This window comes from Rhizobacter sp. SG703, from assembly GCF_012275445.1.
Lineage (GTDB): Bacteria > Pseudomonadota > Gammaproteobacteria > Burkholderiales > Burkholderiaceae_C > Rhizobacter.
In genome coordinates, this window is sequence record NZ_JAAZQK010000001.1 from 500,592 (window position 1) to 520,920 (window position 20,329).

The following is a 20,329-nucleotide window of genomic DNA, read 5'->3' on the forward strand; positions in this document are numbered from 1 at the left end:
TCACAGGAAAAAAGTGCGGAAATGCAGCGCACCGCGCAGCCGCCAGTACACCGACAGGAACGGGATCAGCGCCGACGTGGCCAGCATCTCCAGCACGTGCGACGGCGCGCGGCTGGTGCCGGCCAGCCGCCGCACGGCCATCCCGATCACCAGCAGCAGCGCGAGCGCGCCGGCCGCCGCGGCGAGCGTGCGCTGGCCGCGCCAGGCCAGCAGCGGCGCCGCCACGGCTGCCAGCACGACCAGGTAGTAGTGCCATGGCGGCACGCGCCGGATGCGCTGGCGGTAGCGCAGCGGGTGCTTCTTGTAGAGCAACGCGTCGAAGAAGGTGTTGCGCTGCTGGCCCAGGCTGACGCCCCAGCCGACCTCGCGCACCGGGTGCGTGACCACCGCCTGCGGGCAGCGCAGCACCGGGCCCGCCTCGTCCATCAGGCGGAACTGCAGGTCGGAATCCTCGCGCCACGCGCGGGCGAAGCGCTCGTCGAAGCCGCCCACCTTCTGCAGCGCCGAGCGCCGCACGAAGGCGTTCGCGGTGACGAACTCGGCGCGCGCCAGGCCTTCGGTCATGCGGGCGTGGTCGGTCACCCGCCGCGGCATCGGCACGCGCACCGCGCCGGCCACCGCGGCCGGCACCGGTTCGCCGCGCATCGCCCGCTCGCCCTGCGCCAGCCAGTCGCGCTCGGGCACGGTGTCGTCGTCGGTGAAGGCGACGATCTCGCCGCGCGCGGCCCGCCAGCCGGCGTTGCGCGCCACCGCCGGGCCGCGGCCGCGCGGCGGGCGGATGTAATGCAGCGGCGCGCGCCGCGGCCGCTGCGCGGCCAGCGCGGCCACGCACGCGCGGGTGGCCTCGTCGTGGCCGTCGTCGACGACGATCACCTCGAAGCTGCCGTCGTCGATGTCCTGGTCGAGAACCGCGCGCAGGCAGCGCGTCAGCAGCGGCACCCGCCGGAAGGTCGGGATCACGACCGACAGGCGCGGCCGCATCGGCGCTTGCGCGGACGCCATCAGCGCGCGCCGGCCGGGACGCCGGCCACCGCGTTGCGGTCTTTCAGCGCCTGCGCGTGCGCGCCGCGCGCGATGGCCCGCAGGTTGGCCGCGATGCTGGTCGCGAAGGCCTCGTCCCACCAGGCCTCGGCTCCACTGACACCGACGGTGATGCCGTCCAGGCAGACCGCGCCGCACAGCAGGCTGTCGCCCTCGCGCAGCTTGTGCGCCAGGCCGTATTGCAGGCGCTGGCCGTCCTGGCCATGGCGCCAGCAGACGGCGGCCTTCGCGCGCGCGAACGCGGCGTAGTCGGCATCCCACTGCGTGCGGTCGCCGATCGCGTGCTCGACCAGGATCGCGTCCTCGAAGCGGCACTCGCCCGGCAGGATGCCGGGGTCCATCACGACGATGAACAGGAAGCCGCTGCCGCACACCTGCGGATCGCGCATCGCCTGCGTGATCGTCGGCAGGGCCTGCTCGATCGCCAGGCAGGCCGCCCCGGCGTTCGCGAAGTGGCTGCCGTACGCGGTCGCGGCGACGGTGGGACTGACTGCAGGCGACATGGACGGCTTTCCGGCAAACAGGACGATGGGGACGATGGCCGCATAGCGGCAAACGGCGTGCCGCTGCGGCGCGGTGCGCGGCGTCCGCGGAATGCCGTTTGCCGCGACAGCCGGCAACGGCGCCCGTCGGCGCCCGCCGGAGACCCCATGAAAGCCCTCACCTACCAAGGCGCGAAGAACGTGCGCGTCGAGAACGTTCCCGACCCGGCCATCGTCGAGCCGGACGACATCCTGCTGCGCGTCACCGCGACCGCCATCTGCGGCTCGGACCTGCACATCTACCGCGGCAAGATCCCCGGCATGGAGGATGGCGACATCCTCGGCCACGAGTTCATGGGCATCGTCGAGGACATCGGCCCGGCCGTCACCCGCCTGCGCCGCGGCGACCGCGTGGTGGTACCGTTCACGATCTCCTGCGGCGACTGCTTCTTCTGCAGCCGCTCGCTGTTCGCCGCCTGCGAGACCACCAACCCGGGGCGCGGCGCGATCCTGAACAAGAAGAGCACCCGCCCCGGCGCCGGCCTGTTCGGCTACAGCCACCTGTACGGCGGCTACGCCGGCGGGCAGGCCGAGTTCGTGCGGGTGCCGAAGGCCAACGTCGGGCCGATCGTGATCCCCGATTCGACGCTGCCGGACGAGCAGGTGCTGTTCCTGTCGGACATCCTGCCGACCGGCTTCCAGGCGGTGGTCAATGCGCGCACCGGCCCCGGCTCGACGCTGGCGATCTTCGGGGCCGGGCCGGTCGGGCTGATGGCCGCGGCATCGGCCCGCATGCTCGGCGCCGAACGCATCTTCATGGTCGACCACCATGCGTACCGGCTGGCCTTCGCCGCCGAAACCTACGGCGTCGAGCCGATCAACTTCGACGAGGTCGACGACCCGGCCGCGCTGATCATCGAGCGCACCGCGAACCGCGGGGTCGACGCGTCGATCGACGCCGTCGGTTTCGAGGCCAAGGGCAGCGCGCTGGAGACCGCCCTCACCGCGGTCAAGCTCGAAGGCTCGAGCGGCGCGGCGCTGCGCCAGGCGATGGCGGCGACGCGGCGCGGCGGCACGGTCAGCGTGCCGGGCGTGTATGCCGGCTTCATCCACGGCTTCCTGTTCGGCGACGCATTCGAGAAGGGCCTGCAGTTCGCGAGCGGCCAGACCCACGCCCAGCACTACATGCCGCACCTGCTGGACCGCATCTCGAACGGCCACCTGAACCCGGCGGCCATCATCACGCACCGGCTGCTGCTGGACGATGCGGCGCGCGGCTACGAGATCTTCGAGGCCAAGCGCGAGCAGTGCCGCAAGGTGGTGCTCAGGCCGGCCTGATGCGCCGCGGCCGCCGGCCCTGCAACGGGCCGGCGCCTGCCGTCAGAAGCTCGCCCGCACGCCCAGCGTCAGCGCATCGACGCGGTCGCTGCCCCGCGGGAAATCGAAGCGGTACTGGTCCCAGTCGAGCACCACCGCCCACTGCGGGTTGAAGCGGTAGCCGATCCCGACGCCCCAGGCCGGTTTCCATGCGGTGCCGGTGCCGGAGTAGCCCGGCACCACCGACTCGTTCTTCGTGCGGCCGTAGATCGTGCCGACCCGGCCGGTCAGCAACAACGGGCTGCTCATCGGCAACTGGCCGACCAGGCTGATGTTGACGCCGTGCGCCCGCACCACGCCGCCGTTGCGGTCGACCTCGCCAAGGTGCACGTAGCCCAGCTCGAGGCCGACCACGTCGTTGAACATGCCGCCGACGAAGATCTTCGCGGCGGTCTCGGTGTCGTCGCAGCCCAGGCCCGGCGCGCAGTCGGCGTGGTAGTCGGAACTGCCGACGTTCGCGCCGATGTAGGTGCTCGAGGTGTACGGAATCCACGAGCTGCCGGTGCGCGAGGACTGCGCCTGCGCGCCCAGTGCGAGCGCCAGGCAGGCCAGTGCGCCGGCGCTGCGGACGATGCCGCGGGAAGAGATGCGGGTCATGCGGGTCTCCTTCGAAGTGGACAGGGGCGGTGAATGCGCCAGCGAGATGCGACGCGTCGTTCCTCCCCTCGGCAAGCGGCGTACCGGACAGCCCGGCAGCGTCGATTGCGGCAAGTTTCTCCATCGTCCGGTACGGCGCCTGTGCAGCGCGGCCACCGCCCGACGGGCGCCGCGTGCACCGGGAAGTGCGGCATGCCGGCTGCCGCAAGCGCAGCACCCTTCGTCCACTTTCACAGGAGAAATGCCATGCCCTTGTCGCCACCTTGTCCGGCACGATGACCACGCCGACGCGCGCGGTCTACGTCCTGGTCGGCATCGCCGCGATCTACGGCATCGTGCTGGCCGTCAAGTGCGCGCGAAAGACCTGAGCGTCCCGCGCGGGCCGGCCGACCTGGATCACCTGCAGGCCGCGCCCACGCCAGGTGTCGCAGGGCAGGCAGTTGCGGCCGTCGAACACCACGCCGTCGGCCAGCGCGGCCTGCACCGCGGCGGGGTCGCCGCTGACGAATTCCTGCCACTCGGTCACCACCGCCAGCGCGTCGGCGCCGGCCAGCGCGTCGGCGGCGCTGTGGCACCAGCACAGGCCCGCGCGTTCGCCCAGCAGGCGGCGCGCCACCGGCACCGCCACCGGGTCGTAGGCCGCGACCTCGGCCCCGGCCGCCGCGAGCTGCTCCAGCAGCACCAGGCTCGGCGCCTCGCGCAGGTCGTCGGTGCCCGGCTTGAACGCCAGCCCCCACAGCGCGATGCGCTTGCCGCGCAGCCCCGCCTCGCCGCGGTAGTGGCTCGCCATCTTGTCGAACAGCAGCCGCTTGTGGCGTTCGTTGGTCGCCGCCACCGCATCCAGCATGCGGGCCTCGAGCCCATGTTGGCGCGCCAGGTGCGCCAGCGCACGCACGTCCTTCGGGAAGCAGGAGCCGCCGTAGCCGATGCCGGCCCGCAGGAAATCGCTGCCGATGCGCCGGTCGCTGCCGACGCCGGCGCGCACCGCCTCGATGTCGGCGCCGGTCGCGTCGGCGATCTGCGCCATCTCGTTCATGAAGCTGATGCGCGCGGCCAGCATGCCGTTGGACGCGTACTTCGCCAGTTCGGCACTGCGCGGGTTCATGCACAGCAGCTGCGCGCCGGCCTCGACCAGCGGCGCGAAGACGCCCAGCAGCAGCGCGGCGTCCTGCTCGTCGTCGGCACCGACGATGATGCGGTCGGGCCGCAGGAAATCGCCGATCGCCGAGCCCTCGCGCAGGAACTCCGGGTTGCTGACCAGCGCGAGGCGCGCCGCGCCGCCATCCGGCTGCCGTTCGGCCAGCGCGCGGCGCAGCCGCTCGTGCGTACCGACCGGCACCGTCGACTTCAGCACCAGCGTGGCGGGCCCCTGCACCGCCGCCGCGGCGGCGAACACCGCGGCCTCGACCGCGCGCAGGTCGCTCGCCCCGTCGCCGCCGGTCGGCGTGCCGACCGCGATGAAGACCAGCTCGGCGCGGCGCACCGCGTCGTCGAGCCGGTGCGTGAAGCGCAGCCGCTCCGTCATCCGGTGCGCGGCGACCAGTCCCTGCAGCCCGGGCTCGAAGAACGGCATGCCGCCGGCGCCCAGCGCGGCGATGCGTGCGCGGTCGCTGTCGACCGCCGTCACCGCATGGCCGAGTTCCGCGAGGCAGGCCGCGGTGACGAGGCCGACATAGCCGGCACCGACCACCGCGATGCGCAGCGCCGGGGCGCCGCTCACGAGGCGGCTCTCGCGCCGCCGAGCGCCGTGCGCCCACTCGCACCGCCCACCAGGCGCAGTGCCGGCCACGCCGCCTCGGCCGGCAGGTTCGCGGTGCGGATCGCGCGGTACACCTCGAGCAGCTGGTCGGTCACCCGCTCCCAGGTGAACATCGAGCGCGCACGGCGGATGCCGGCGCGGCCGAGCGCGCGCGCCAGCGCCGGGTTGAGGTGCAGCTGCAGCAAGCGCGCGGCGAGCGCCTGCGGATCGTGCGGCGGCACCAGGAAGCCGGTCACGCCGTCGCGCACCGAATAGCGGATGCCGCCGACCGCGCTGCCCACCACCGGCGTGCCGCAGGCCATCGCCTCCAGCGGCGTGATGCCGAACGGCTCGTACCACGGCGTGCTCGCGAACACGTCGGCCGCCGCGTAGCAGTCGCGCAGCTCGCTGCGCGTGCGGTGGCCGATGAAGCTGACCCGCTGCAGCACGCCCAGCTCGCGCGCGAGCCGGCGCAGCCGGCCGATCTCCGGCGTCCGCATCTCGTCCGGCTCGCGCGACTCGCCGCCGACCACCAGCAGGCGTGCCGGCACATCGGCCGGCAGCTGCGCCAGCGCGCGGATCACGTTGTCGACGCCTTTGCGCGGCACCATGCGGCCGAGCTGCAGCACGATGAACTCGTCGGGCTTCAGGCCGAGGCGGGCGCGCGACAGCGCGCGGTCCTGCGGCGCGAACTCGTCGGGATCGAAGCCGCACGGCACCATCGACAGCCGCCGCGGATCGGCATCGTACAGGCGCGTCAGGTCGGCGTGGTCCTGCGGGCATTCGGCGATCACCGCGTCGGCGCGCCGCACCAGCTCGCGTTCGATCTCGATGCGTTGCGGCGGGAACGCATCGGCCTCTTTCTGATGCTCCTGCCGCACCAGGCCGAGCGCGTGGAAGGTCATCGCGAACGGCAGCCCGAGCGTCTCCTTCAACCGCAGCGCGACCAGCCCCGACATGAAGAAATTGGCATGCACCAGGTCGTACGGCACGCTGTGCCGCACCAGTTGCTCGCTGGCCCGCGCGAAGTCGGGCATGTGGCGCAGCAGCGCTTCCTTCGGCACGAACTCCGCCGGTCCGGCATCGATGTGGACCACGCGCACGCCCGGCCGCAGGTCGACGGTGCGCGGCAGCGCGGCGTCGTCGCGCCGCGTCAGCACGTCGACATGGTGGCCGGCGCGTGCCAGGCACTGCGCGACGTGCGTCACGTAGATGTTCTGTCCGCCTGAATCCACGCCACCGAGCGTGGCCAGCGGCGAGGCATGTTCACTGATCAGCGCGATGCGCAGCGAGTCATTCATGGATTGCTCCGGTTGCCGACGTTGAGGCCGGTTCGGCAAGCGGTGTTCCGCTGCCCGCAGCGATGCGTTCCGCGAACACCGCGGCTTCAACCGGGTTCAAGACGCAGCGCGGCCATCCGACGGAACGGCGCTTGCCCACAAGACGGTGCGGGCCGGCCATGCCGGACCGATTCGTTCACGGACCTTTCGAAAGGAATCCACATGACTCAGCGTGACCAGCAAGGCCGTCGCGAGGGCGGCTATGGATATGGAGACGATGGCCGCAGTGCATCGGGCGGACAGCGCAGCGACGCCGGCAGCAACTACGGCGACTACCGCCGCGACAACCAGTACGAGCAGTCGGGCGGCCGCAGCCAGCAGGCCGGCGGCTACGGCGGCGACTATGGCGGCGGCAACCGCAACCAGGAAGCGCGCAGTTTCGGCAGCGGCCAGCAAGGCGGCTACGGTGGCTACGAAGGCAGCCAGGGCGGCTTCGGCGGCGGCCAGCAAGGCAGCAACTACGAACGCGGCTACGGCGGGGGTCAAGGCAGCTACGGCGGCAGCCAGGGTGGCTACGGCGGCGGCCAGGGTGGCTACGGCGGCGGCCAGGGCTACGGGAGCCAAGGCGGCTAAGGCGGCGGCAGCCAGAGCGGCTTCGGTGGCAGTCAGGGCGGCTATGGCGAAAGCCAAGGTCGCTACGGCGGCCAGGGCGGCTATGGCGACAACCGAGGCGGCTACGGTCAGGAGCGTTATGGCCAGGGCAGCGTCGGCCAAGGCGGCTACGGCGGCCAAGGCAGCAGCTTCGGCCAAGGCGGACAAAGCGGCTACGGCGGCTACGGCGCCGGCCAGGCCAGCAGCTTCGGCCAGGGTGGCTACGGCGGCAGCCAGGGCGGCTATGGCAGCCAGGGCAGCGGCTCATCGGGCCATGAGCAGTTCGATCCCGACTACCACCAGTGGCGCACCGAGCAGTTGAACAACCTCGACAACGACTATCGCAGCTGGCGGCAGGACCGCTACAAGAAATTCTCCGACGAGTTCAACACTTGGCGCAGCAGTCGCAGCGGCAGTGGCAGCAGTGGCAGCGGCACCAGCAGCAGTTCGCCGGGCAGCTATGCCTCCGGAAGCAGCGGCACCGGCAGTTCGTCGTCGAGCGACAGCAGCCCGTCCAGCAGCAGCGGCACGAGCGGCACCGGCTCGAGCAGCAGCAGCAAGAGCAAGTGAGCTCGCGTTGATCCCGGTGAACGCCCCGCACGCCGGGGCGTTTTTCTGCGCGCTTGCCGACATCGACGCCGCTTGCAGCAACGCTTTCAGCCGAGGCCGCGCACGACCCCCGCGGCACAGGCCGGCCGAGAAGCGGCATGTGCCTTGCCAAGCTCGATGACATGAAGGAGAGACGATGACCGTTGCCCCGCTGCGCTCGTTCTGGATGGGCGGCTTCGAAGGCGCCGACCATGTGAACGGTCGACGCGAGCCGCTCGACATGGCCGCGGCGACGGCCCACATCGAGTTGCTGAACGGCGACTACCTGCGCGCCCGCGAGCATGGCCTGCTGACCGTGCGCGAGAGCATCGGCTGGCGCCTCACCGAACCGTCGCCGCACTGCCACGACCTCGCGCGCGCCGCGCACATCGCCATCACCGCGCGCCGGCACGGGCTGCAGGTGGTGTGGACCTTCATGCACTACGGCACGCCGCCCGACCTGAGCCTGTTCGACGACCGGCTGATCGAGCGCTTTGCATCTTTTGCCGCAGCCGCCGCCCGCACGCTGGCACCGCTGCACGACGAGCCGCCGGTCTACAACCTGATCAACGAGATCGGCTTCCTGTCGTGGGCCGCGTCGCACACCAACCTGGTCCACCCGCACGTCGGCGATCCGCACGGGCTCGGCGAAGACACCGCGGCGAGCGGCTACGACGTCAAGCGGCGCCTGGTGCGCGCGGTGCTGGCCGGCATGGCCGCGGTGCGCAACATCGATCCGCGTGCGCGCTTCCTGCACGTCGAGCCGCTGGTGCACGTGGTCGCGCCGCGCGAGCAGCCCGAGCTGGCCGACCTCGCCGAGCGCATTGCCGGCTACCAATGGCAGGTCTGGGACCTGATCGCCGGCCGCCTGGAGCCGCAGCTGGGCGGCAGCGCCGCCGCGCTCGACCTGGTCGGCGTCAACCATTACCACAGCGGCCAATGGGAGGCCGGCACCCAGCGCCGCCTGCGCTGGCACGAAGGCGACCCGCGCCGCCGGCCGTTCGGCGCGCTGCTGCAGGCCGCCTGGGAGCGCTATCGCCGCCCGTTGATCGTTGCCGAGACCAGCCACATCGGCGTCGGCCGCGCACGCTGGCTCGACGAGGTCGCCGGCGAGGTCGCGCAGGCGCGTGCCGCCGGCATTCCGGTCGAGGGCCTGTGCCTGTACCCGCTGGTCGACCGGCCCGACTGGAGCGACGCCGCGCACTGGCACCACAGCGGGCTGTGGGACGTCGACCATGCCGCGCCGCAGCCACGGCAACGCCTGCTGGTGCCCGACTACGCCGCCGTGCTGGCCGACTGGCAGGCGCGCCTGCCGGGGCCGCCGGCGTTGCCGCTCGCCGAACCCGCCGCCGACCCCCTTCCCGCATCCACCCCGCACGGAGCCATCCCATGCCCCACCTGATCGTTTTCTCCCACCTGCGCTGGGACTTCGTCCACCAACGGCCGCAGCACCTGCTGTCGCGGCTCGCGCGGCAGTTCCACATCGTCTTCGTCGAAGAGCCGATGCGGCGCGCCGGCGCGCCGCGGCTGGCGGTGCGCCAGGCTTCGCCGAACGTCGACGTGGTGGTGCCGCACACGCCGATCGACGCGACCGGCTTCCACGACGACCAGCTGCCGCTGCTGAAACCGCTGCTCGCCGAGTACCTGGCCGAGCACGGCGTCGCCGAGGACGTGGTGTGGTTCTACACGCCGATGGCGCTGCCGCTGCTGAGCGGCTTGAAGCCGCGCGTCGTGGTGTACGACTGCATGGACGAGCTGACGGCCTTCAAGGACGCGCCGCGCCAGTTGCGCCAGCGCGAGAGCGCGCTGCTGCGGCTGTCGCAGCTGGTGCTGACCGGCGGGCCGCGCCTGTACGACGCCAAGCGCGGGCTGCATCCGAACGTGCACTGCCTGCCGAGCTCGGTCGATGCGGCGCACTTCGCGCCGACCCGGCTCGCGCGGGCAAAAGCCACGCCGGCGACGGCATCGGAGCACGGCGAACTCGCACGGGTCCGCCTGCTGCAGGGCGGGTTGCCGCACCCGCGGCTCGGCTTCTTCGGCGTGATCGACGAGCGCTTCGACCACGCGCTGCTGGCCGCGCTGGCCGATGCGCGGCCGAACTGGCACTTCCTGATGGCCGGCCCGGTCGTCAAGATCGACCCGGCGGCGCTGCCGCAGGCCGCCAACATCCACTGGATGGGCATGCAGCCCTACGAACGCCTGCCCTTCCTGATGGCCGGCTGGGACGTCTGCCTGATGCCGTTCGCGCTGAACGAATCGACGCGCTTCATCAGCCCGACCAAGACGCTGGAGTACATGGCCGGCGAGAAGCCGGTGGTCAGCACGCCGGTGCACGACGTGGTCGCGCTGTACGGCGACCTGGTGCGCATCGCGGCCACCCCGGACGACTTCCTGAGCGCCTGCGAAGCCGCGCTGGCCGAGACGCCGTCGCAGCGCGCGGCGCGCATCGGCGCGATGCGCGACCGCGTCGCGCAGACCTCGTGGGACCGCAGCGCGGCGAAGGTGCTGAAGCTGCTGACGGTCGAACTCGCGAAGCGCGAGACCGGCGAGCCGGTGCCGCCGTCGGCGGTGCACACGCTGGCCGGCATCGGCGGCACGCCGTCGGCCGCCGCCGCACCCATGGCCGCCGCCGGCCGCCGCGGCACGCACCACGTGCGCCACCTGGTGATCGGGGCCGGCCCGACCGGCCTGGCCGCCGCGCACGAGCTGGGCCAGGGGGCGGCCCGCGGCGACACGCTGCTGGTCGAGCGCGAGGAGCAGGTCGGCGGCTGGTGCCGTTCGGTGCAACAGGACGGCTTCACGTTCGACCATGCCGGCCACATCATGTTCTCGAACGATGCGCACGTGCTGGCGCTGTACCAGCGCCTGCTCGGCGACAACCTGCACTGGCAGAACCGCGAGGCCTGGATCTGGAGCCACGGCACCTACAGCCGCTACCCGTTCCAGGGCGCGCTGCACGGGCTGCCGCCGAAGGTGCTGACCGAATGCCTGGTCGGCGCGATCGAGGCGCGCTTCGGCCCGCTCGACGGCAACGGCACCAAGGTGGCCGAGGCCGAGCCGCCGCGCCACTTCGAGGAGTTCATCCACCGCGTCTGGGGCACCGGCATCGCGCGCCACTTCGCGCTGCCGTACAACCGCAAGCTGTGGGCGGTGCCGCTGTCCGAGATGGAGACCTCGTGGCTGGGCGGCCGCGTGCCGCTACCCGACCTGGCGCAGATGATCGCCGGCGCGGTCGAGCCGGTGCCGGCGCCGATGGGGCCGAATGCCCGCTTCGGCTACCCGCTGCGCGGTGGCTTCCAGGCGCTGATGGACGGCTTCCTGCCGCTGCTGAACTGCGAGCTGGCGCTGAAGACCTCGGTGCTGCAGATCTCGCCGGCGCGGCGCACCGTGCGGCTGGACGACGGCCGCTCGATCGGCTTCGATGCACTGGTCAGCACGATGCCGCTGCCACGCCTGGTCGAGGCCTGCGGCGACGAGGCGCCGCCCGAGGTGCGGCAGGCCGCGCTCGGGCTGCGCCACGTGTCGGTGCGTTGCGTCAACCTCGGCGTGCGGGTCGGCGGCGGGCGCCGGCGCCTGACCGACAAGCACTGGGTCTACTACCCGGAAGACAGCGTGTTCCACCGCATCTTCGTGCAGGGCAACGCCAGCCCGCACTGCAGCCCGCCGGGCTGCTGCGGGCTGATCTGCGAGATCACCTATGCGCCGTCGAAGCCGCTGCCCTGCGACGGCGCCGCGCTGGTCGAGCGCGTGATCGCCGACGCGCGCCGCGTCGGCATGCTGGCGGACGACGACGAGGTGATCTCGGCCGGCCAGCTCGACATGCCCTGCGCCTACGTGGTGTACGACCATGCGCGCGCCGCCAACGTCGCGACGCTGCGCGACTGGCTGGCCGGCTTCGACATCGTGCTGGCCGGCCGCTACAGCGAATGGGAGTACTACAACTCCGACCACGCGTTCATCGCCGGGCGGCGCGCCGCCGAGCAGACGCGCGAGCGGCTGGCCAATGCCGCCACCCGCGTGCAGGCCGGCTGACGCGCGGGACCGCACGATGGTGATCGATGCCCACCTGCACTGCACCGGGCGCGAGACGAGCGACGACGTGCTGCGCTCGCTCGACGAGGCGCAGATCGATGTCGGCGTGCTGCTCGCGCCCTTCCTCGGCGACGGCTACTCGCTGGACGACGCCGCATCGCTGCGGCGCGCCAATGCCCACCTGTCGGCGCTGGTGCGCGGGCACCGCGACCGGCTGGTCGGCTTCGCGGTGGTGGACCCGCGCTCGCCCGAGGCCGCGCACGACCTGCGCCATGCGGTCGAGACGCTGGGGCTGCGCGGCGTCAAGATGGTGCCGACCGGCTGGTACCCGTACGACGCGCAGGTGCAGCCGGTGTTCGCGATGGCCGCCGAGCTGCGGCTGCCGGTGCTGTTCCACAGCGGCATCTTCATCGACGGCCGTTCCGGCCGCTTCTGCCGGCCGGCCTTCTTCGAGGTGATGCGCGACCACCCCGGCACCCGCGTCGCGCTCGCGCACCTGGGCTGGCCGTGGACCGACGAGGCGATCGCCGTCGGGCTGATCGACCGCATCCACGGCGTGCCGCCGGAGCGTGCGCAGTTCCGCTTCGACATCTCGTTCGGCCCGCCGCCGCCGTACCGGCGCGAGGTGCTGCAGCGCGCGCTGGAGGTGCTGGGCGCCGGCGCGCTGCAATTCGGCAGCGACTGCTTCCTGCCCTGCCCGGGCCACGAGATCGCGACCCGCCGGCGCTGGGTACAGGAGCTGCTCGACGAGCTGGCGCTCGACGAGGCCGCGCGCGCGCAGATCTGGTCCGGCACCGCGGCGGCCTGGCTCGGGCCCGCGCTCGAACCCCGGCCGGGGCCCACGGCGGCCCGCTCGCCGTCCTCCCCGTCCCGCGCAGCCGGCCACGCCGCCGGCTGGCTGGGCGGCTCGCGCCCGATGGCGCCTCTTTGCTGCTGACACCATGGGCACTCCCGCGAACCTGCATTCCGTCTCGCTGTCCTCCCCCACCGCACCGCCGGCCGCCGGCGGACCGACCCGCGTGCTCGAAGTCGTCGGCAACGCGATCGTCGGCGGCATGGAGAACTGCGTGCTGCGGCTGATCGAGCAATTGCCGCGCGCGCAGTTCGCGGTCACCGTGCTGTGCCCGTGCGAAAGCCGGTTCACCGACCGGCTGCGCGCGCTCGACGTCGACGTGCTGACCGCCGCGATGCCCGACGACCCGCCGTGGGCGTCGATCATGACCACCTGCGCGCTGGTGCGCGCCGGCGGCATCGACGTGCTGCATGCCCACATGCCGAACGCCCACCTGCTGGCCGGGCTGGTCGGCAAGTTGTGCGGCAAGCCGGTCATCGCGACCGTGCACAGCCGGCACGTCACGCCGATGGACCTGGAGGTGCACCGGCTCGCCGGCACGCACCTCAGCGTGGTGTGCCGGCACAGCCACCTGCACGCGCTGAGCATGGGCGTCGACGCGGCGCAGCTCAGCTGCATCCCGAACGGCGTCGACACGCAGGTGTTCCGGCCGCGCGACGGCCGCCATGGCGACGGCGGCGATGACGACCTGCGCCGCCATTTCGGGCTCGCCGAGGGCGACCCGCTGATCGGCTTCGTCGGCCGGCTGTCGCCGGAGAAAGGCCCCGAGGTGTTCCTGCGCGCCGCGCTGCTGCTGCGCGCCACGCTGCCGCGCGCCCGCTTCGTGCTGGTCGGCGACGGGCCGCTGCGCGCGTCGGTGCAGCAGTTCATCGAGCGCTTCGGCCTCGGCGATGCGGTGCTGCCGGCCGGCGTGCGCGACGACATGCCGGCGGTGTGGCGGCAGCTCGACGTGCTGGTCAACACCTCGCAGTCCGAGGCGATGCCGCTCGCGCTGATGGAGGCGATGGCCAGCGGCCTGCCGGTGGTCGCGAGCCACGTCGGCGGCGTGCCCGACCTGGTCGACAGCGGTGCCACCGGCTGGCTGACCGGCCCGCGCGATGCCGAGGCGGTCGCGCACCACCTGGCGCAGCTGTTCCAGACGCCCGGCCTCGCGGCCCGCATGGGCGCGCAGGCGCGGGCGCGCGCCGTCGCCCGCTTCGAGCTGGCCGACAGCGTGCGGCGCACCGCGGCGCTGCTCGCGCAGCTGGCGGCGCGCGGCAGCGGCCTGCGTGCCGCGATCGGCGCGGTGCCGGCCGCGCGTCGCAGCGCCAACGCGAAGCTCACGCCATGACGGCGCCGCTGGTGCTGGTGACCGGCGGTGCAGGCTTCCTCGGCAGCCACCTGTGCGACCGCCTGCTGGCGCGCGGCGACGCGGTGCTGGTGCTGGACGACTTCTCGACCGGCGATGCGTCGCACCTGGCCCACCTGGCGGCGTCGCCGCACCGCGACCGGTTCACGCTGCGGCAGCACGACATCGCGCAGCCGTGGCCGGCCGACCTGCCGCCGCTGCGCCGCATCTACAACCTGGCGTGCCCGGCCAGCCCGGCGCACTACCAGCGCCACCCGGTGCAGACCACGCTGACCAGCACGCTCGGCATGTGGCATGCGCTCGAGGCGGCGCGTCGCGACGGCGCGCGCGTGCTGCAGGCCTCGACCAGCGAGGTCTACGGCGACCCCGAGGAGCACCCGCAGGCCGAGTCCTACCGCGGCCACGTCAACCCGATCGGCCCGCGCGCCTGCTACGACGAAGGCAAGCGCGTCGCCGAAACCCTGTGCATGGCCTGGCACCGCGAGCACGGCAGCGAGGTGCGCATCGTGCGGCTGTTCAACAGCTACGGCCCGCGGCTGCGGCCGGGCGACGGGCGCGTGGTCAGCAACTTCATCGTGCAGGCGCTGCGCGGCGAGCCGCTGACGGTCTACGGCGACGGCAGCCAGACGCGCAGCTTCTGCTACGTCGACGACACCGTCGACGGGCTGCTGCGCATGATGGACAGCGCGATCGAAGGCCCGATCAACCTCGGCAACCCGGTCGAGCACACGGTGCTGGAACTGGCCGAGCTGGTGCTGCGGCTGACCGGCAGCCGGTCGGCCATCGAGCGGCGCCCGCTGCCGCCCGACGACCCGAAGCGCCGCCGGCCCGACATCTCGCGGGCCGGCCACCACCTGCAGTGGTCGCCGCGGGTGTCGCTGGAAGACGGGCTGCGCGAGACGATCGCGTACTTCCGGCAGATGCCGGCCGCGGACGCCGGCAGCGCTCAGCGCTTCTCGACGATGAACGAGCCGATCGCCAGCACGTCCAGCGGCGTGCTGTAGAAGGCCTCGACCGCCGCGCGCGGCGTGCAGACGATCGGCTCGCCGCGCACGTTGAACGAGGTGTTGACCAGCACCGGCACGCCGGTCAGCTCGCCGAAGGCCTTCAGCAGCGCATGGAAGCGCGGGTTCGTCTCGCGGTCCACCGTCTGCACCCGCGCCGTGCGGTCGGTGTGGCAGGCCGACGGAATGCGGTCGCGCCGGCCCGGCAGCACGTCGTAGGTGAACAGCATGAACGGCGAGCGCCCGCCGTTCGCATCGGCCGGTGCGAACCACTGCGGCAGGTCCTCGACCGGGACGGCCGGCGCGACCGGCCGGAAATCCTCGCGGTCCTTCAGCTCGTTCAGGCGTGCCTGCATCTGCGGCGTGATCGGCGACGCGAGGATCGAGCGGCCGCCGAGCGCGCGCGGCCCGAACTCCATGCGGCCCTGGAACCAGCCGACGATGCGGTTGTCGGCCAGCAGCCGCGCCACCTCGTCGGCCAGCGCATCGCTGCGCCGGTACGGCAGCTTGGCCCAGGTCAGCAGCGCCTCGATCTCGTCGTCCTCGAAGCCGGGGCCGAGGTAGACGTGGTCCATCTGCCAGCGCCGCGGCGCCAGCGTATCGACCGCGTGCAGCGCGCGGTCGTCCGGCTCCAGGCCGCGGCGTTCGCGCGCATCGGTCCACAGCGCGGCGCCGAGCGCGGTGCCGGCATCGCCGGCAGCAGGCTGCACCCACACCGCGTCGAAGATGCCGCTGTCGCGCAGCCGCGAGTTCATCACGCAGTTCAGCGCGACGCCGCCGGCCATCGCCAGCTGCCGCTCGCCGCTCGCCTCGCGCAGCCAGCCGGCCAGCGCGAGCACGGTGTCTTCCAGCACGTCCTGCAGCGACGCGGCGAGGTCGAGGTCGCGCTCGGCGAGCTCGCTGCCGGCCTCGCGCTTCGGGCCGACCAGCGCGTCCAGGTCGACCGGCGCGATCGTGTAGAGGCCGTCGCGGCCGATGCGCACCTGCTCGCGCAGCGCACCGGCGTAGCGCGGCGTGCCGAGCGCCGCCAGCGCCATCACCTTGTATTCGTCGCTCGACCGCAGGAAGCCGAGGTGCGCGGTGACCTGCTCGTACAGCATGCCGAGCGAGCTCGGCATCAGCACCTCGCCCATCGGCTCGTAGCGGCTGTCGCGATGGCGGCCGTAGGTGGTGGTGGCGTGCTCGCCGCGCCCGTCCAGCGTCATCACCGCGCAGCGCGCGAACGGCGCGGCCAGGAAGGCGCTGGCCTGGTGGCACAGGTGGTGGTTGACGAAATGCCAGCGGTACGGCGCCGCGTCGGCGCGCACGCCGGCCAGCCGGCGGCGCAGGTGGTGCGGTGCGCCGTCGGCGAGCTGGCGCGGCGCGTTGACGATGTAGGCGGCGAACAGCGGATCCCAGGGGTTCTCCCAGTCGCCGCCCGGTGCCAGCGACGGCTGCATCGGCAGCGTCAACCGGTCTGCCGGGCGGTCGCCGAGGAAGTGCTGCGGGTCGTAGCTGTAGGCCACGTGGTCGACGTCGCGCAGCGTGATGCCGGACTGGCGCAGGCAGAAGTCGATCGCGTGGTACGGCAGCTCCCAGGCCGAGAACGGCACCGGCCGCTTGCCGTGCTTGATGCGGGTGAAGCGCTCCTCCTCGGCGGCGGCGACGACGGTGCCGTCGACCACCAGCGCGGCGGCGGAGTCGTGGAAGGCGGCGTTCAGGCCGAGCGTGATCATCGGTGCACCTCCGTTCACGGCCACGAGGTTTCGCGCATCGGCAGCACGGTCACCTCCGGCACCACCGTCTCGTCCGGCTGGCTCAGCACGAAGCGCACCGCGTTGGCGACGTTCAGCGGGTCCTGCAGCACGCCCGGGTCGATGTCCGGGAAGCGGTCGAGCAGGAACGGCGTGCGCATGCCGCCGGCCACCACCGCCGACACCTTGATGCCCTGCGGCCGCAGCTCGGCATGCAGCGCGTGCGACAGCCCGAGCAGCCCCCACTTGGTCGCGTGGTACGCGGCGGCGTTCGGCCACGCGCGCTTCGACGCGGTCGACGCGATGTTGACGATGTGCCCGCCGCCGCCGCCCGCGGTCTTCGGGCCCATGATGGCCGCCGCATGCTTGGCCACCAGGAACGGCCCGGTCAGGTTGGTGCGCAGCACGCGCTCCCAGTCGTCGGCCGCCAGCTCGGCGATCGGCACGGTGATGTCGATCGCCGCGTTGTTGACGACCGCGTCGAGCCGGCCGAAGCGCTCGCGCACCTCGGACAGCATCGCGCGCACCTGCGCGTCGTCGCCGACGTCCAGCGGCAGCGCGACCGCCTCGATGCCGGCATCGGCCAGCACCGCGACCCGGTCCTGCGCGCGTTCGACCGCCAGGTCGGCGATGACCGGCTTCATGCCGGCCTCGCCCAGCACCTGCGCGATGGCCGCGCCGAGCCCGCGCGAGCCGCCGGTGACGACGACCACCTGGCCGCGCAACGAGGGAATGGAAGATGTCATGGGTTCTCCTTGGAAAGAAATGCCGCAGCCCGGAAAGGGCAGGCGGCGTGCCGCTCAGGCGGCGGCCCGGGCCGGCCCGCCGCGGCCAGCCAGCGTGTACAGCGCGACCACCAGCTCGCGCGGCTCGACCGGCTTCACCAGGTGCACCTGGAAACCGGCCATCAGCGCGCGCACCCGGTCGTCCGGCTGCGCCAGCCCGGTCAGCGCGACGGCCGGCATGCGCTGCTCCAGCGGCACGCGGCGCTGGTCCTCCAGCTGCCGCACGCGGCGCATCACGCCGTAGCCGTCCTCGTCGCCGAGCACGATGTCGCAGACCATCAGCGCCGGCCACAGGCTGGCCGGGTGGCGCCCCAGCCAGTCGAGCGTCGCGCTGCCGCTGTCGAACAGCAGCACGTCGGCGCCCTCCACCTCCAGCACCATGCCGAGCGACTCGCGCGCGTCGGCGCTGTCGTCCACCACCATCACGCGCAGCCCGGCCAGCGGCTGCGGCGCCAGCGGCAGCACCGGCTGCGTCGGCACCGCATCGGCGACGATCGCGCGCAGCGGCAGGTCGACCCGGTAGCGCATGCCGTTCAGCGCGCCCGGCGGCTCGATCGAGAAGCTGCCGCCCTGGCGCTCGACAGTCGAGCGCAGCTGCATCGGGTCGAGCGGCGTCTCGGTGCCGTGCGGCAGCGGCATCTCATCGTTGGCGGCCGCCGGCAGCCCGTTGCCGGCCGCGTGGCGGCCGTCGGTCACGCTCAGGCAGGCGTTGCCGTCGCGCCGTTCCAGCTTCAGCTCGACGCGCCCGCCCGGCGGCGTCGCCTGCACCGCCCACATGCCGAGCTCGCGCAGCACCTGGGCCAGCGTGCTCGGGTCGCCGGTGATGCTGGCGTTGTCGATGTCGATGTCGGTGTAGAGCCGCACCTGGCGCGCGTCGATGGCCGCGCGCAGCCCGTCGATCGCGTTCGCGACCAGCGCGACCAGGTTGACCGGCTGGCGCGCCATCTGCCGCTCCAGCCGCTCGAACTCCTGCTGCTGGCGCTGCAGGTTCCACAGCTGCGCATACAGCCCGTCTCGCGCCAGCAGCGCATCGTGGCGGCCACGCTCGACGATGCGGCCCTTGTCGAGCACGACGATCTCGTCGGCATTCACCACGGTCGACAGCCGGTGCGCGATGACCAGCGTGGTGCGGCCCTGCGCGATGCGGTCCAGCTCGCCCTGGATCGCCCGCTCGGCCCGGGTGTCGAGCGCCGAGGTGGCCTCGTCGAAGATCATGATCGGCGGGTTCTTCAGGAAGGCGCGCGCGATCGCGATGCGCTGCTTCTCGCCGCCCGACAGCTTCATGCCGCGCTCGCCGACCACGGTCTCGTACTGCTGCGGCAGCGACAGGATGAACTCGTGCACCTGGGCCGCCTTGGCCGCCTCGACCACCTCGGCGATGCCGGCGCCCTGGCGGCCGTACGCGATGTTGTAGGCGATCGTGTCGTTGAACAGCACGGTGTCCTGCGGCACCACGCCGATCGCCTCGCGCAAGGACCGCAGCGTCAGCGCGCGCACGTCCTGGCCGTCGATCGCGATGCGCCCGCCGTTCACGTCGTACAGCCGCAGCACCAGCCGCGCCAGCGTCGACTTGCCGGAACCGCTGCCACCGACCACCGCCACCGTGCTGCCGGCCGGCAGCTCCAGGTCGACGTCGCTGAGCACCTGGCGGCCGGCCTCGTAAGAGAAGTCGACGTGCTCGAAGGTGATCCGGCCGCCGCGCGGCTGCAGCGCGGTGCTGCCGATGCGGTCCTCGATGTCGGGCTTCTCGTCGAGCAGCGCGAACAGCTTCTCGGTGTTGACCAGCGCATCGCTCGCCTCGCGGAACACGAAGCCCAGCGCATTCAGCGGCAGGCAGACCTGGATCACGTAGGCATTCAGCAGCACCAGGTCGCCGACCGTCATCAGACCGCGCACCGTCTGCTGGCCGGCCAGCAGCATCACCGCCGCGACGCCGGCGGCGATCACCGCGCTCTGCCCGATGTGCAGCGCCGACAGCATGCGCTGGTTGGTGACGGTGCCCGCGACCCACTGCTCGCAGATCGCGGCATAGCGCTCGCGCTCGTAGTCCTCGCGGGCGTGGCTCTTGACGGTCTCGTAGTTCAGCAGGCTGTCGACCAGCCGGCCGTTGGCGCGCGAGTCCATCTCGTTGACGCGGCGCTGCCGCAGTTCGCGCTTCTGCGTCAGCAGCGTGGTCAGCGTCGCGTAGACGACGAAGGTGACGACGATGATCAGCGTGAACCAGACGCTGTAGTTGAAGGCCAGCACGCCGAGCACCGCGACGAACTCGGCCAGCGTCGGAACCACGGTGAACAGCCCGGCACCGAGCAGGAAGCCGACGCCGCTGGTGCCGCGCTCGACCTCGCGGATCAGCTGCCCGGTGTTGCGCTGCACGTGGAAGCGCGGGCTCAGCGACATCAGGTGCGCGAAGCTGCGCTGCGACACCGCGGTGACGGTGCGCTGCGTGACCGGCGCGAACACGAGGTCGCGCAGCTCGGTGAACAGCGTGCCGAGGAAGCGCAGCAGCGCATAGCCGAGCAGCAGGAAGACCGGCACCACCAGCACCATCGGCGGCCCGCTCGCGGCGATGCCCGCACTGGCGGCCGCCGACGCGGCGCCGGCCGCCAGCGCGGCGCTCGCCGGCTCGGCCAGCCCGTCGGGCCGGCTGAACTGGTCGACGATCGCCTTCAGCACCAGCGGCACCACGACGCCGGCCGCCTTCGCGAGGACCAGCAGCACGAGCGCCAGCGCCGCGCGGCCGCGGTGCTGCCAGGCCGCCGCCCACAGCCCGGCGAAGACGCGGCGCCGGTCGAAGGTGGCCGCCATCGTTGCCGTCGCGCG

Annotated in this window: 17 protein-coding genes; 9 read left to right on the plus strand and 8 right to left on the minus strand. The window is 72.7% G+C overall.

All coding sequences use genetic code 11. The annotated features are described in order from the left end of the window. Both FHT26_RS02170 and FHT26_RS02175 read right to left on the minus strand, forming a co-directional pair. A complete protein-coding gene (locus FHT26_RS02170; RefSeq protein ID WP_246867665.1) occupies nucleotides 1-1,002 on the minus strand; it encodes a glycosyltransferase family 2 protein in 1,002 nt (333 codons plus the stop codon). Beyond that, a complete protein-coding gene (locus FHT26_RS02175) occupies nucleotides 1,002-1,544 on the minus strand; it encodes a hypothetical protein (protein ID WP_168558535.1) in 543 nt (180 codons plus the stop codon). The genes FHT26_RS02170 and FHT26_RS02175 overlap by 1 nt, the downstream gene beginning before the upstream one ends. Nucleotides 1,545-1,691: 147 nt before the next feature. On the opposite strand from FHT26_RS02175, the gene FHT26_RS02180 reads away from it, so the two are divergent. Next, a complete protein-coding gene (locus FHT26_RS02180; RefSeq protein WP_168558536.1) occupies nucleotides 1,692-2,861 on the plus strand; it encodes a zinc-dependent alcohol dehydrogenase in 1,170 nt (389 codons plus the stop codon). Between the two features lie 42 nt (nucleotides 2,862-2,903). Here FHT26_RS02180 and FHT26_RS02185 read toward each other — a convergent pair whose 3' ends face one another. Further along, nucleotides 2,904-3,497 carry a porin family protein gene (locus FHT26_RS02185; RefSeq protein ID WP_168558537.1) on the minus strand — a complete coding sequence of 198 codons (594 nt, stop codon included), beginning with the start codon at nucleotides 3,495-3,497 and terminating at the stop codon, nucleotides 2,904-2,906. Between the two features lie 275 nt (nucleotides 3,498-3,772). On the opposite strand from FHT26_RS02185, the gene FHT26_RS02190 reads away from it, so the two are divergent. Beyond that, nucleotides 3,773-3,865, plus strand: coding sequence for a DUF378 domain-containing protein (locus tag FHT26_RS02190; RefSeq protein WP_168558538.1), 93 nt, complete (start codon nucleotides 3,773-3,775; stop codon nucleotides 3,863-3,865). Here the strand turns inward: FHT26_RS02190 and FHT26_RS02195 are convergent. Together FHT26_RS02195 and FHT26_RS02200 are read right to left on the minus strand one after the other, a co-directional pair. Next, nucleotides 3,823-5,217 carry a UDP-glucose dehydrogenase family protein gene (locus FHT26_RS02195; protein WP_349238068.1) on the minus strand — a complete coding sequence of 465 codons (1,395 nt, stop codon included), beginning with the start codon at nucleotides 5,215-5,217 and terminating at the stop codon, nucleotides 3,823-3,825. The genes FHT26_RS02190 and FHT26_RS02195 overlap by 43 nt on opposite strands. Next, the gene (locus FHT26_RS02200) at nucleotides 5,214-6,524 is read right to left on the minus strand and encodes a glycosyltransferase family 4 protein (RefSeq protein WP_168558699.1); all 1,311 of its coding nucleotides are present in this window, start codon (nucleotides 6,522-6,524) and stop codon (nucleotides 5,214-5,216) included. Before FHT26_RS02200 ends, FHT26_RS02195 begins: the two co-directional genes overlap by 4 nt. Nucleotides 6,525-6,737: 213 nt before the next feature. Here FHT26_RS02200 and FHT26_RS29455 point away from each other — a divergent pair, with 213 nt between their 5' ends. From FHT26_RS29455 to FHT26_RS02230, 7 genes are all read left to right on the plus strand, one after another. After that, nucleotides 6,738-7,148, plus strand: coding sequence for a hypothetical protein (locus FHT26_RS29455; protein ID WP_210427203.1), 411 nt, complete (start codon nucleotides 6,738-6,740; stop codon nucleotides 7,146-7,148). A 336-nt stretch (nucleotides 7,149-7,484) separates the two neighbouring features. Then, nucleotides 7,485-7,736, plus strand: coding sequence for a hypothetical protein (locus tag FHT26_RS02210; protein WP_168558160.1), 252 nt, complete (start codon nucleotides 7,485-7,487; stop codon nucleotides 7,734-7,736). A 175-nt stretch (nucleotides 7,737-7,911) separates the two neighbouring features. Beyond that, nucleotides 7,912-9,156, plus strand: coding sequence for a hypothetical protein (locus FHT26_RS29460; protein WP_210427204.1), 1,245 nt, complete (start codon nucleotides 7,912-7,914; stop codon nucleotides 9,154-9,156). Next, the gene (locus FHT26_RS02215; RefSeq protein ID WP_210427205.1) at nucleotides 9,144-11,786 is read left to right on the plus strand and encodes an FAD-dependent oxidoreductase; all 2,643 of its coding nucleotides are present in this window, start codon (nucleotides 9,144-9,146) and stop codon (nucleotides 11,784-11,786) included. The genes FHT26_RS29460 and FHT26_RS02215 overlap by 13 nt, the downstream gene beginning before the upstream one ends. A gap of 16 nt (nucleotides 11,787-11,802) precedes the next feature. Beyond that, complete coding sequence (locus tag FHT26_RS02220; protein WP_168558539.1) at nucleotides 11,803-12,723, plus strand: amidohydrolase family protein; 921 nt, start codon at nucleotides 11,803-11,805, stop codon at nucleotides 12,721-12,723. 4 nt (nucleotides 12,724-12,727) lie between these two features. Further along, on the plus strand, nucleotides 12,728-13,969 hold the full coding sequence (locus FHT26_RS02225; RefSeq protein WP_168558540.1) for a glycosyltransferase: 1,242 nt from the start codon (nucleotides 12,728-12,730) through the stop codon (nucleotides 13,967-13,969). Next, nucleotides 13,966-14,991 carry a UDP-glucuronic acid decarboxylase family protein gene (locus tag FHT26_RS02230; RefSeq protein ID WP_168558541.1) on the plus strand — a complete coding sequence of 342 codons (1,026 nt, stop codon included), beginning with the start codon at nucleotides 13,966-13,968 and terminating at the stop codon, nucleotides 14,989-14,991. Before FHT26_RS02225 ends, FHT26_RS02230 begins: the two co-directional genes overlap by 4 nt. Here FHT26_RS02230 and FHT26_RS02235 read toward each other — a convergent pair. The 3 genes from FHT26_RS02235 to FHT26_RS02245 are packed head-to-tail and all read right to left on the minus strand — an operon-like array spanning nucleotide 14,934 to nucleotide 20,314. Further along, nucleotides 14,934-16,706, minus strand: coding sequence for a carbamoyltransferase family protein (locus FHT26_RS02235; RefSeq protein WP_168558542.1), 1,773 nt, complete (start codon nucleotides 16,704-16,706; stop codon nucleotides 14,934-14,936). The genes FHT26_RS02230 and FHT26_RS02235 overlap by 58 nt on opposite strands. 14 nt (nucleotides 16,707-16,720) lie before the next feature. Continuing rightward, entirely contained in the window at nucleotides 16,721-17,470 is a 750-nt protein-coding gene (locus FHT26_RS02240) for an SDR family oxidoreductase (RefSeq protein WP_168558543.1), read from the minus strand. 54 nt (nucleotides 17,471-17,524) lie between these two features. Further along, entirely contained in the window at nucleotides 17,525-20,314 is a 2,790-nt protein-coding gene (locus tag FHT26_RS02245; protein ID WP_168558544.1) for an ABC transporter transmembrane domain-containing protein, read from the minus strand. Nucleotides 20,315-20,329 lie beyond the last annotated feature (15 nt).

Coding starts and splice junctions, on each gene's coding strand:
- FHT26_RS02170 (WP_246867665.1), bottom strand. CDS start 1,002: ATGGCGTCCGCGCAAGCGCCGATGCGGCCGCGCCTGTCGGTCGTGATC.
- FHT26_RS02175 (WP_168558535.1), bottom strand. CDS start 1,544: ATGTCGCCTGCAGTCAGTCCCACCGTCGCCGCGACCGCGTACGGCAGC.
- FHT26_RS02180 (WP_168558536.1), top strand. CDS start 1,692: ATGAAAGCCCTCACCTACCAAGGCGCGAAGAACGTGCGCGTCGAGAAC.
- FHT26_RS02185 (WP_168558537.1), bottom strand. CDS start 3,497: ATGACCCGCATCTCTTCCCGCGGCATCGTCCGCAGCGCCGGCGCACTG.
- FHT26_RS02190 (WP_168558538.1), top strand. CDS start 3,773: ATGACCACGCCGACGCGCGCGGTCTACGTCCTGGTCGGCATCGCCGCG.
- FHT26_RS29455 (WP_210427203.1), top strand. CDS start 6,738: ATGACTCAGCGTGACCAGCAAGGCCGTCGCGAGGGCGGCTATGGATAT.
- FHT26_RS29460 (WP_210427204.1), top strand. CDS start 7,912: ATGACCGTTGCCCCGCTGCGCTCGTTCTGGATGGGCGGCTTCGAAGGC.
- FHT26_RS02215 (WP_210427205.1), top strand. CDS start 9,144: ATGCCCCACCTGATCGTTTTCTCCCACCTGCGCTGGGACTTCGTCCAC.
- FHT26_RS02220 (WP_168558539.1), top strand. CDS start 11,803: ATGGTGATCGATGCCCACCTGCACTGCACCGGGCGCGAGACGAGCGAC.
- FHT26_RS02225 (WP_168558540.1), top strand. CDS start 12,728: ATGGGCACTCCCGCGAACCTGCATTCCGTCTCGCTGTCCTCCCCCACC.
- FHT26_RS02230 (WP_168558541.1), top strand. CDS start 13,966: ATGACGGCGCCGCTGGTGCTGGTGACCGGCGGTGCAGGCTTCCTCGGC.
- FHT26_RS02235 (WP_168558542.1), bottom strand. CDS start 16,706: ATGATCACGCTCGGCCTGAACGCCGCCTTCCACGACTCCGCCGCCGCG.
- FHT26_RS02240 (WP_168558543.1), bottom strand. CDS start 17,470: ATGACATCTTCCATTCCCTCGTTGCGCGGCCAGGTGGTCGTCGTCACC.
- FHT26_RS02245 (WP_168558544.1), bottom strand. CDS start 20,314: ATGGCGGCCACCTTCGACCGGCGCCGCGTCTTCGCCGGGCTGTGGGCG.